Origin of the sequence: Frateuria sp. (assembly GCF_035695185.1) — a bacterium.
GTDB lineage: Bacteria > Pseudomonadota > Gammaproteobacteria > Xanthomonadales > Rhodanobacteraceae > Frateuria_A.
On sequence record NZ_DASSES010000108.1, the window covers coordinates 1 to 10393 of the forward strand.

Here is a 10393-nt window from a genome sequence, read left to right on the forward strand (position 1 = left end):
ACCTTGGTCAGCGCCGCCGTCAGCGTCGTCTTGCCGTGGTCCACGTGGCCGATCGTGCCGACGTTCACGTGCGGCTTGGTGCGTTCGAATTTACCCTTTGCCATGCGCGCTAAACCCCGATGGAGTCAATGAAAAAAAGAAAACCTGCCGTAGGCCCGGAGCGACCGGCGGCAGCCGCGTGAGATGGTGCTCATGACAGGAATCGAACCTGTGACCTCTTCCTTACCAAGGAAGTGCTCTACCGACTGAGCTACATGAGCGAAGTACTTTCAGCCATCCATCCCGGGTGGCGAATAGCCCGGCATCCGGCCGGACCCTGAAAACCTATGACGAGATCAATGGAGCGGGAGACGGGAATCGAACCCGCACCATCAGCTTGGAAGGCTGAGGTTCTACCATTGAACTACTCCCGCCTGGTGCAACTCCCGGCTCGAGACCAGGCCCTGCGCGGAACTCGTCTTGATGGTGGAGGGAGGTGGATTCGAACCACCGAAGGCGTAAGCCAGCAGATTTACAGTCTGCCCCCGTTGGCCGCTTGGGTATCCCTCCAACAAAGAACGGCTATTCTCGCGAGCGGCCTCGGATGTGTCAACAGTTCGCGACGGCGAAATTGGCAGCGGCGGCCATTTTTACACGGGCGATCGATGCCTCCCCACGACGCCGGGATCGCTTGCACTGCGCATGTCCGTCGCCATATCGCCGGAAGGCCAACCGGAGGCATGCCATGTCCACCCCGCTGTCCGTCCCCTGCCCTCACTGCAGCGCGCTCAACCGGGTGCCCTCCGAACGCCTCGCCGAGCACCCGGCATGCGGCCGCTGCAAGCAGGCATTGTTCGAGGGCAGGCCGGTCGAGCTGACGGCGGCCAACTTCGATGCGGTGGCCGGGCGTGGCGACCTGCCCGTGCTGATCGACTTCTGGGCGACCTGGTGCGGCCCTTGTCGCGGTTTCGCCCCGGTGTTCGCCGAGGCGGCCCGCGAGTTCGAACCGCGGCTGCGCCTGGCCAAGGTGGACACCGACGCGCAACCCCAGCTCTCACAGCGCTTCGGCATTCGCAGCATTCCCACGCTCGCCCTGCTCAAGGGCGGCCGTGAAGTCGCCCGGCAGGCGGGTGCGCTCAGTGCCCTTCAGCTGAGGCAGTTCGTCGGCAGCTCGCTGCGGTAGGAACGCCAGGCGTCAGCGCCGCCGCCGGCGTCGGAATCAGGAACTGCAGGACAGCATCGAGCATCCGGCACGCTGCTCCGCCCAGTCCGGGCGCCTGCGCGCGAAGCGTTCGCGGCCGGGGCGGGCGTCGTATGGGTGGCGCATGACATCCAGAAGCTCGTGCACCAGGGCATAGTCGCCCTGCTCCGCGCGCTCTATCGCCTCCTGGGCCAGGTAGTTGCGCAATACGTACAGGGGACTGGCCTGCTGCATGCGGCGGCGGCGATGGCCGGCCGGCAGCGGGTCCTGGCGCAGGCGCGCGGCATAGCGTTGCAGCCATTCGCGCAGGGCAGGCTCGGCGGCGAGCCGCCGCTCCTCGTCGTAGTACGCGCCGGCCAGCACGTCCGGCGAGGGCGCAGCCGCGTCCAGGTCGGCCAGCGCTCGCCAGGTGAGCGTCATGTCGGCCCTGGCATCGCGCATCCACGCGTGCAGGTCATCGCGCAGCTCCAGGTCTTCGTCTCCCGCCTGTGCCAGGCCCAGCTTCGCGGCGACGTTGGCCCGGTCGGCGGCTTCCCAGGTGCTCACGTAGCGATCGAGTCCTGCCTGCAACGGAGCGACGTCGCCGAACAGCGGCGACAACGCGCTGGCCAGGCGGGTGAGATTCCACCACGCCACGTTGGGCTGCTGGCCGAAGCGGTAGCGCCGGCGCACGGCATCGGTGGTGTTGGGCGTCCAATCCGGGTCGTAATCGTCGATCCAGCCGTAGGGGCCGTAGTCGATGGTCAGGCCCAGGACCGACATGTTGTCGGTGTTCATCACGCCGTGGACGAAACCCACCCGCATCCAGTGCGCCATCAGCCGCGCGGTGCGTTCGCACACCTCGCCGAACCAATCCGCGTACAACGCCTCGCCCTGCCCGCGCAGCTGCGGGAAATCGCGACGGATCGTGAAGTCGACCCATTGGCGCAGCAACGCCACGTCATTGCGCGCGTAGGGCAGCTCGAAGTGGCCGAAGCGGATGAAGGAAGGGGCCACCCGGCAGACGATCGCCCCCGGCTCTTCGCGCGGATGGCCGTCGTAGAACATGTCGCGCACGACGGGCTCGCCGGTCTGGAGCAGGCACAACGCGCGCGTGGTGGGGATCCCCAGGTGGTGCATCGCCTCGCTGCAGAGGAACTCGCGGATCGAGGATCGCAACACCGCGCGGCCGTCCGCCCCACGCGAGTACGGCGTGGGGCCGGCGCCTTTCAGTTGCAGCTCCCAGCGCTGCCCGCGCGCGTCCAGCACCTCGCCCAGCGAGATGGCACGACCGTCCCCCAACTGTCCGGCCCACACGCCGAACTGATGCCCGCCGTAATTGCTTGCCCACGGCTGCATGCCTGGGAGCAGCGCGTTTCCGCCAAAGACGCGGGCGAACTCGGGGCTTTCGACGTCCTGCCGAGACAGCCCCAGGATGGCCGCCATGTCGGCCGACCACGCCACCACGTGCGGTGCGGGCACGGGCGTGGGTTGCACGCACGAGTAGGCAGCCTCCACCTGGCGCAGCCGCGGCCCATGCTCGGGATCGCCCGGGAGTTCGCGCAGGAGGGCATTGTCGAAGTCCCAACGCATCGCCGGATGATCGCACGCCGGTCCGTCACCCGGCGTTCGTGCCATCCGCCGCCGAAAACACGAATGTTTAGCTTTCCGATCTGGCGGAAGCCCCATACTGGCGCGTGGATGACGAGTTCGAAAACGACGCCTACGCATCGAGCGTGGACCCCTCCGTACAGTGCAGCGCCTGCGAGGCAGTGTGCTGCCGGCTGACCGTGGTCCTGATGCCCGAGGACGACGTCCCCGAGTGGCTGGTGACGCACGACGACCACGGGCTGGCCATCCTCGCCAAGGGCAGCGATGGCTGGTGCGCCGCTGTGGATCCGAATACGTCGCGCTGCACGATCTACGCGCAACGCCCGTCGCTCTGCCGCAAGTACGCGATGGGCAGCCCCGGATGCCGGGACGAGCGGCGCAAATGGTACGGCCCGCCACTGCCCACGCCGGTGGCGCTCCTGTAGGCGATCGGCCAGCCTTGCCCTGAGCGCGGGCATCGCCCCGGCAGCCTAATCGAAGACCCTGGCGACTTCGGCGGGATCCAGCGCACGCCATCCGCCCGGTGCCAGCCCATCGAGCCCCAGTCGCCCGATCGCCACGCGCTCGAGCGCCTCGACGTGGTTGCCGGTGGCGGCGAACATCCGGCGCACCTGGTGGTAGCGCCCTTCGGTGACGGTCAGCCGCGCGCGCCGCGGTTCGAGCACCTCCAGTCGCGCGGGTGCCAGTGGCGTGGTCTCGGACTCCAGCATCAGCGTGCCGCTGGCGAAAAGGTCACCTTCGTCGCCGCGCAGGTCGCGGGCGAGCGTCGCCTCGTAGATCTTGGCGACGCTCGCCTTCGGCGAGATGATCCGGTGCAGCAGCGCACCATCGTCGGTGAGCAGAAGCAGGCCGGAGGTGTCGCGGTCGAGTCGACCGACGGTGGACAGCGCGGGTTCGCGCCGGCGCCAGCGCGGCGGCAGGAGGTCGTAGACCAGGCGGCCGGCGTCCTTGCGTGAGCAGGTGTAGCCGACCGGTTTGTGCATCAGCAGCACCAGCCCGGTGGGCGGGTCGAGCGGCCCGCCGTCGACGCGGATGTCCGCATGCGCGACCTTGTCGTCGGCATAGAGCACCTCGCCCGTCGCGTCGGTGATCCGCCCTTCGCGAAACAGCTGCGTCACCTCCTTGCGGCTGCCGTAACCCAGGTTGGCGATCAGGCGTAACAGCTTCATGCGCGCACTGCCTCGATCACCTTGAAGCCGTCCTGGATCACCCGCGTGCGGACCTGTGCGAAACGCGCGGCGAGCGTGGCCTCGTAAGGCAGGTGCCGGTTGGCGACCAGCCACAGGCGTCCGTGCGGCAGCAGTGCATCGGCGGCAGCCTCGATGAAAGCGCGACCGAGTTCCGGCAGGTCCGCACGTCCCTGGTGGAACGGCGGGTTGGTGACGACCGCGTCGCAGGGCGGCGACAGTCCAGCCGTGACGTCGTGCCAGTGCACGTTCACTGTCACCTGGCGCCCGCTCGCCGCGACGGCCTCGGCGAGGTTGATGCGGGCCGGCCCGAGCGCACGCGCTTCCGCCTCGTAGAGGTCCACGGCCGTGACGCCCGGGCAGCGTGCAACGACGTGCGCGGCGAGATAGCCATAGCCGGCCCCGAGGTCTGCCACCCGGCCGTGCAGGTCATCCGGTAGATGCGCGGCGAGCAGCGCGGAGGCGGCATCGACGCGGTCCCAGGCGAACAGACCCGGCCGGCTGACATAGCCACCGGCGATCCGGCGCGGCGCATCGAGCGCCTCCCATTCGGCCAGCAGCGCGGCATCCATCGCCTCGCCGGCACTTGCCCAGAATACCCGGCACTTGTGCTTGGACATGCTGCGCACCGGGCCGAACAGCCGCGCGAGATCCGCCTCGGCGGATTTCGCGCCTTCGGCGTTGGGCGCGGCGGCCAGTACGATGCCGCCCGGCTGCAGGTGGCGCGCGGCCCGGGCGAACAGCACGCGGGCCTCGTCACGCTGGCGCGGCGGCAGCACGAGGACGAGCGCAAACCGCTCGTCGCCGGCAGGCTCGCCGAGGTGCAGCCCCGCGCGTCGGAGTTCGTCCGCGAACGGCTTGAAACTCTGCTCGCAGAGCCAGCCGGCACGGGCGAACGCGCGCACCGGCGCCCCGTCGCGAGCGCGCAGGAACAGCACCCGGCCCTCGCCGGGCAAGTGCAGTTCGCCGGTAGCGAGCGGCAGGAAAAGCGCATCCAGCTGGGACGCAGGCGTGGCGGCGGCGACGGGAGACATCGTGCTCGGGCGGGTGAACGGGGCGCTGATTCTACGCGGTGCTCCCGGATCCCGGCGCCCCTGGTGCCGGTGCTGGCGCGGTGCCTGCCCCGGCGGAGCTGGGGCACGCGCCATGCTGCGCCTTGCTCGGGTCCTTCAGCGTGCGACCGAGCCGGCGCGCACCAGATATTGCACGCTGAACATGCGCTCGGGATCCAGCCACACCCGCAGCACCTCAAGACCGGCCTTGGCCGCAAGCGCGGCGAACTCCTCCAGCGAGTACTTGGTGCTGATCTCCACCCGTATCGCCTCGCCTTCGTCGAACGCCACCTGGCTGCGGCCGACGCGCACCTTTTGTGCGCACTGGCTGACCAGGCTGGTTTCGATCCGCCCGGCAAGTGCGTTGTAGTGCGCGCGGTGCCGGAAGGCGGCGAGGTCGAAGTCGCAGCCCAGCTCGCGGTTGAGGCGGACCAGCATGTTGAGGGTGAACTCGGCGGTGACCCCGGCGGCATCGTTGTAGGCCGCCTCGATCAGCGACGTCTCCTTCTTCAGGTCCACGCCGATCAGGATGCCACCGTTGTCGCCCATCTCCGTGCGCATCTTGCGCAGCAAAGCGGTCGCTTCGCGGGCGTCGAAGTTGCCGATGGTGGAGCCCGGGAAGTAGAGCACCGTTCGCCGCGGCGCACGCGGCGGTATCGGCAGCCGCAGCGAGCGGGTGAAATCGGCGCAGAGCGGCTGTACCGGCAGATGCGGGAACTGCCCGTTCAGGCGCTGCACGCTCTGCTGCAGCGGTTCGGGCGAGATCTCGACCGGTACGTAGCTCACCGGCGCGGCCATGTTTTCGAGCAGCAGGCGTGTCTTGACCGCACTGCCGCTGCCGTACTCGACCAGACGCACGCCCACGCCGAGCGTGTCGGCGATGCCGGCGGCGTGCGCCTGCATCAATGCGGTCTCACAGCGGGTCAGGTAGTACTCGGGCTGCTCGCAGATGCGCTCGAACAGTGCCGACCCCTGCGCGTCGTAGAAAAGCCACGACGGCAGGCGCTTGGGCTTCGCGCGCAGCCCGCGGCGGGCGATTTCCAGCAATCCGCTGGCGGGCGGGGTCGGCCCGTCGTGAATGTCCAGGGCACGGATGTCCATGGGCGATGGCTCCTTGAGGGTCGTTATCGGTCCTTGGCCAGGCGCAGGCCGGCAAATTGCCAGCGCGCCTGCGGCGGGAAGAAGTTGCGGTAGCTGGCACGCACATGGCCGGCGGGGGTCGCGCACGAGCCGCCGCGGAGTACCCATTGGCCGCACATGAACTTGCCGTTGTACTCGCCGAGCGAGCCCGGCAAGGGCCGAAAGCCCGGATAGGCGACGTAGGGCGAGGCGGTCCACTCCCATGCGTCGCCGTACATCTGCTCCAGGCCCATCCCTTCGGCCGGCTGCGGCAGCCGCGGCTCGCCGTCGAGCAGGTTGCCCTTGACCGGCAGCAGGCCGGCTGCGGCCTCCCACTCGGCCTCGGTGGGCAGCCGTGCGCCGGCCCAGCGGGCGAACGCATCGGCTTCGTAATAGCTCAGGTGGCAAACCGGGGCGGATGGATCGAGCGCGCGCACGCCGGCCAGGGAGAAGCTGCTGGCCAGGTCCGGTTGCCAGTACAGCGGGCGCTGCCATCCTTCGCGCTGGACAGTCGCCCAGCCGTCGGACAGCCACAGCGAGGGCTCGCGGTAGCCGCCGTCATGGACGAACTCGGCATATTCCTCGTTGGTGACCAGCCGGTTCGCCAGTGCGTGTGGCGCCAGCAGCGTGCGGTGGCGCGGGGTCTCGTTGTCGAACGCGAAGCCCTCGCCTGCGTGGCCGATCTCGATGACGCCTTCGCGCCCGGCCACGAACTGCATCGGCAGGGAACTGGCCGCCCGAGCCGACGCCGTCCCAGGCAGATAGGCGGGCAACAGCGGATTGCTCCAGAACGCGTGCAGGATGTCGGTGAGCAGCAGTTCCTGGTGCTGCTGTTCATGCTGCAGCCCCAGTTCGACCACCATGGCAAGCGCGCCCTCGTCCTCGCGCAGCAGCAAGCCATGCATCGCCTCGTCCACGTGGCGGCGATAGCCCATCACCTCGTCCAGCGTGGGGCGCGAGAGAAGCCCTCGCTGCGGCCGCGCGTGCATCGGCCCGATACTCTGGTAGTAGGAATTGAACAGGTAGTGCCAGGCCGGGTCGCGCGGGCGGTAATGCCGGTCGCGCCCGAGCACGAACTGCTCGAAGAACCACGTGGTGTGCGCCAGGTGCCACTTCGCCGGGCTGGCGTCGGGCATCGACTGGACCATCATGTCCTCGGCGGTCAGTCCGGCGCACAACTGCAGGCTCTGCTGGCGGACGCGTCGATAGCGCTGCGCAAGGGTGTCGCCGGCAAGAGGGCTCAGCTGCGTCATGGCCTGCTCCTTCATGGTCGGACGCGGTTCGTTGCACGCCACCGCTGCCCTGATGGGGAAGATCGACCCACCGCATCCCGTAAGCATGGCGCAGGTCCCGTTCAATACACGTGATCAGTGGATGGCAGATCGCTGACACGTGGCAGTTGGCGCGGTTGCGGGCATGCTGGTGGAGTCCCGGCGCACACACCTTCCCAGCGAGGCGCTGCCCGGGGAAACCGTGGCATGTCGCCAGCCGCGCGCCCCGAGGGGTTTCGCATCGGCCCGATCTCATGCCATCCACCCGCGGGCGGATGGCCCGAACCCGGGTAGCGGCGTACCGGGCATCCTGCTGCACGCCGGCGAGGCCTGCAAGTCGTCCTGCGGCGTCGCATCTGCGGCGACGTGGGCGAGGCCATTGGCATCCGCGACCAGGCACGATGAAAAAACTGACCGGCGCGGCTCGGGCAGATGCGCGCACGCGCCGCGCCACCACGGGACGTCCAGACACGAAAAGGCCCGGCATGGCCGGGCCTTTCACTCCGCAGGCGCGCGGCTCAGTCGCCGTCGCCGTAGTAGCCCACGTAGCGGGTCGGCGGCGCATTGTCTTCGTAGACCGTGCGCGTCTCCACTACCCGTCGGGTTACCGTCGGCTCCTCGTAGACGATCCGCTCCGGACGGCGGTAAACCGGTCGCTCGTAGACGACCTCGCGTGGCGGCGGACTGAGCGCATCGTCGACCAGGCCGATGACTGCACCGGCGACGATGGCCCCGGCGATCCAGCGACCGCCGCTCCAGTAACCGTGGTGCCCGTGGTAATGATCGTGCCAGCCGCGGTCGTGCCATCCACGGTCGTAATGGCCGCGGCCGCGCCAGCCCCGGTCGTGCCAGTCATGCGCCGAAGCGGCCACCGGCAACACCGCGGTCGACGCCAGCAGCAGCGCGGCCATCGCCAGCGCGGATTTACCCAACCAATGCCTGGTCATGTGTCTAGCCTCCATAAGGCTCCCCCCCCGTCGCGGTGATGCTCCGGCGGGCGGGCTTAATCGGCACTTAAGCCCGACGCGCCGGCGGCGTGCCGTCGCGCGGGGACTGAACACCCGCCACTTTCGCAGAAGGCTGCCTGACCGCCCGGTCCGCGCAGCGGGCCTCAGACGTTGAACAGGAAGTGCAGCACGTCGCCATCCTTGACGATGTAGTCCTTGCCTTCCTTGCGCAGGCGGCCGGCCTGGGCGGCGCCGGTCTCGCCCTTGTACTGGATGAAGTCGTCGTAGGACACGGTCTCGGCGCGGATGAAGCCGCGCTCGAAGTCGGTGTGGATCACGCCGGCAGCCTGCGGCGCGGTGGCGCCCTTCTTCACCGTCCAGGCGCGCACTTCCTTGACGCCCGCGGTGAAGTAGGTCTGCAGGTTGAGTAGCTTGTAGCCGGCGCGGATCACGCGGTTCAGGCCCGGCTCGTCCAGCCCCAGGTCCTTGAGGAACTCGTCGCGGTCGGCGTCCTCGAGCTGGGCCATTTCCTCCTCGATCGCCGCGCACACCGGCACCACCTCGGCGCCCTCGGCCGCGGCGCGTTCGCGCACGGCATCCAGGTGCGGGTTGTTCTCGAAGCCGTCCTCGCGCACGTTGGCGATGTACATCAGCGGCTTGAGCGTGAGCAGGAACAGGTCGCGCACCAGCGCCTTCTCTTCCTCGTCCAGGCCTGCGCTGCGGGCGGACCGGCCCTCGTTCAACGCGGTGGCGAGCTTCTGCAGCACCGGCTTCTTCGCCAGCGCTTCCTTGTCATTGGCCTTGGCCGCGCGCTCGGCGCGGTTCAATGCCTTCTCGACCGAGTCGAGGTCCGCCAGCGCCAGCTCGGTGTCGATCGTCTCGATGTCGGCGATGGGATCGACCTTGCCGGCCACGTGCACGATGTCGCCGTGCTCGAAGCAGCGCACCACGTGCGCGATCGCATCCACCTCGCGGATATGCGCCAGGAATTTGTTGCCCAGGCCTTCGCCCTTCGATGCGCCGGCGACCAGGCCGGCGATGTCGACGAACTCGACCGCGGTCGGAACCACCTTCTGCGGATTGACGATGGCGGCCAACGCATTGAGGCGCTCATCCGGCACCGGCACCACGCCCACGTTCGGCTCGATCGTGCAGAACGGGAAGTTGGCCGCGGCGATGCCGGCCTTGGTCAGCGCGTTGAACAGGGTGGACTTGCCGACGTTGGGCAGGCCGACGATGCCGCATTTGATGCCCATGGTGACTCCGGATGTCTGTTTCTTGGCCGACGCTTCCCGCCTGGGCAGGAATCATCTGGCCGATTGTCGGGTGGCGGCCGACCGCCTGCGGCGCACGTTATCGTGCGGCCGTCACGGGCCGGCCGTATGCAACTGCTGCATCGCCTTGTCGAACTGTCCGCCTACCGCCAAGGGCAGCACGTCGAGCGCGCGGGCGATGCCGTCGAGGATCGCGTCCTCGTCCTGCGCGGAGGGCTTGCCGAGCACCCACGGCGTGACCTTGTCCTTGTGGCCCGGATGACCGATGCCGATGCGCAGGCGGTGGAACTTGCCATGCCCGAGATGCTGGATGGTGTCGCGAAGCCCGTTCTGGCCGCCGTGGCCGCCATCGAACTTCATCCGCACGGTCCCGGCCGGCAGGTCCAGCTCGTCGTGCGCTACCAGGCACTCGTCGGGCTGGATCTTGTAGTAGCGCAGCGCGGAGGCAACCGCGATGCCGCTCTTGTTCATGAAGGTGGACGGCTTGAGCAGCCATACGCTGTCGCCACCGATGCGCACGCGGCAGGCCTCGCCGTGCAGCTTGCCGTCGAAGGCGAAACGCTCGCCCTGGCCCGATGCCAGTGCGTCCACAAACCAGAACCCGGCATTGTGCCGGGTCCGGAGGTATTCGGCGCCGGGGTTGCCCAGGCCGACGATGAGCTTGAGTCCAGCCATGCCTTGAGCCGATGGCCGGGCCTCCCGCACGTGCGGGAGGCCCGGAAAGGCTTACTTCTTCTCGGCGGGCTTGGCTTCGCCTTCCGGCGCGGCGGCTT

At 68.7% G+C, this 10393-nt stretch carries 11 protein-coding genes and 3 tRNA genes; 2 read left to right on the forward strand and 12 right to left on the reverse strand.

Annotated elements, in window-relative coordinates; all coding sequences use genetic code 11:
• The 4 genes from VFH59_RS08935 to VFH59_RS08950 form a co-directional block, all read right to left on the reverse strand.
• The coding region (locus tag VFH59_RS08935) for a GTP-binding protein (protein WP_082559638.1) at positions 1-104 on the reverse strand (104 nt) is incomplete at its 3' end.
• A gap of 80 nt (positions 105-184) precedes the next feature.
• A tRNA-Thr gene (locus VFH59_RS08940) sits at positions 185-260 on the reverse strand.
• 79 nt (positions 261-339) lie between these two features.
• Positions 340-413: transfer RNA gene (locus VFH59_RS08945), tRNA-Gly, on the reverse strand.
• A 50-nt stretch (positions 414-463) separates the two neighbouring features.
• Positions 464-549: transfer RNA gene (locus VFH59_RS08950), tRNA-Tyr, on the reverse strand.
• A gap of 175 nt (positions 550-724) precedes the next feature.
• Here VFH59_RS08950 and trxC point away from each other — a divergent pair.
• Positions 725-1162 (forward strand): thioredoxin TrxC, encoded by a 438-nt coding sequence (gene trxC / locus VFH59_RS08955; protein WP_325164541.1) that lies wholly within the window; start codon positions 725-727, stop codon positions 1160-1162.
• Positions 1163-1198: 36 nt separating this feature from the next.
• Here trxC and VFH59_RS08960 read toward each other — a convergent pair whose 3' ends face one another.
• Positions 1199-2752: a protein adenylyltransferase SelO gene (locus VFH59_RS08960; protein ID WP_325164542.1), complete on the reverse strand. Its 1554-nt coding sequence runs from the start codon at positions 2750-2752 to the stop codon at positions 1199-1201.
• A gap of 104 nt (positions 2753-2856) precedes the next feature.
• Between VFH59_RS08960 and VFH59_RS08965 the strand changes: the two genes are divergently transcribed.
• Complete coding sequence (locus tag VFH59_RS08965; RefSeq protein ID WP_325164543.1) at positions 2857-3195, forward strand: YkgJ family cysteine cluster protein; 339 nt, start codon at positions 2857-2859, stop codon at positions 3193-3195.
• 45 nt (positions 3196-3240) lie between these two features.
• Here VFH59_RS08965 and VFH59_RS08970 read toward each other — a convergent pair whose 3' ends face one another.
• The 7 genes from VFH59_RS08970 to pth all read right to left on the reverse strand — a co-directional run bounded on the left by VFH59_RS08970 (position 3241) and on the right by pth (position 10295).
• On the reverse strand, positions 3241-3939 hold the full coding sequence (locus VFH59_RS08970; protein WP_325164544.1) for a 16S rRNA pseudouridine(516) synthase: 699 nt from the start codon (positions 3937-3939) through the stop codon (positions 3241-3243).
• Complete coding sequence (locus VFH59_RS08975) at positions 3936-4991, reverse strand: methyltransferase (protein ID WP_325164545.1); 1056 nt, start codon at positions 4989-4991, stop codon at positions 3936-3938. The genes VFH59_RS08970 and VFH59_RS08975 overlap by 4 nt, the downstream gene beginning before the upstream one ends.
• Before the next feature lie 135 nt (positions 4992-5126).
• The gene (gene egtD, locus VFH59_RS08980) at positions 5127-6110 is read right to left on the reverse strand and encodes an L-histidine N(alpha)-methyltransferase (protein WP_325164546.1); all 984 of its coding nucleotides are present in this window, start codon (positions 6108-6110) and stop codon (positions 5127-5129) included.
• A 23-nt stretch (positions 6111-6133) separates the two neighbouring features.
• Positions 6134-7381 (reverse strand): ergothioneine biosynthesis protein EgtB, encoded by a 1248-nt coding sequence (gene egtB, locus VFH59_RS08985; protein ID WP_325164547.1) that lies wholly within the window; start codon positions 7379-7381, stop codon positions 6134-6136.
• Positions 7382-7917: 536 nt separating this feature from the next.
• Entirely contained in the window at positions 7918-8346 is a 429-nt protein-coding gene (locus tag VFH59_RS08990) for a hypothetical protein (RefSeq protein ID WP_325164548.1), read from the reverse strand.
• A 164-nt stretch (positions 8347-8510) separates the two neighbouring features.
• Entirely contained in the window at positions 8511-9602 is a 1092-nt protein-coding gene (gene ychF, locus VFH59_RS08995) for a redox-regulated ATPase YchF (RefSeq protein ID WP_325164549.1), read from the reverse strand.
• A gap of 111 nt (positions 9603-9713) precedes the next feature.
• Positions 9714-10295, reverse strand: a complete 582-nt coding sequence (pth, locus tag VFH59_RS09000; RefSeq protein WP_325164550.1) for an aminoacyl-tRNA hydrolase — start codon at positions 10293-10295, stop codon at positions 9714-9716.
• Between the last annotated feature and the right edge of the window lie 98 nt (positions 10296-10393).

Coding starts and splice junctions, on each gene's coding strand:
- VFH59_RS08975 (WP_325164545.1), bottom strand. CDS start 4,991: ATGTCTCCCGTCGCCGCCGCCACGCCTGCGTCCCAGCTGGATGCGCTT.
- trxC (WP_325164541.1), top strand. CDS start 725: ATGTCCACCCCGCTGTCCGTCCCCTGCCCTCACTGCAGCGCGCTCAAC.
- VFH59_RS08970 (WP_325164544.1), bottom strand. CDS start 3,939: ATGAAGCTGTTACGCCTGATCGCCAACCTGGGTTACGGCAGCCGCAAG.
- ychF (WP_325164549.1), bottom strand. CDS start 9,602: ATGGGCATCAAATGCGGCATCGTCGGCCTGCCCAACGTCGGCAAGTCC.
- egtD (WP_325164546.1), bottom strand. CDS start 6,110: ATGGACATCCGTGCCCTGGACATTCACGACGGGCCGACCCCGCCCGCC.
- pth (WP_325164550.1), bottom strand. CDS start 10,295: ATGGCTGGACTCAAGCTCATCGTCGGCCTGGGCAACCCCGGCGCCGAA.
- VFH59_RS08960 (WP_325164542.1), bottom strand. CDS start 2,752: ATGCGTTGGGACTTCGACAATGCCCTCCTGCGCGAACTCCCGGGCGAT.
- egtB (WP_325164547.1), bottom strand. CDS start 7,381: ATGACGCAGCTGAGCCCTCTTGCCGGCGACACCCTTGCGCAGCGCTAT.
- VFH59_RS08990 (WP_325164548.1), bottom strand. CDS start 8,346: ATGACCAGGCATTGGTTGGGTAAATCCGCGCTGGCGATGGCCGCGCTG.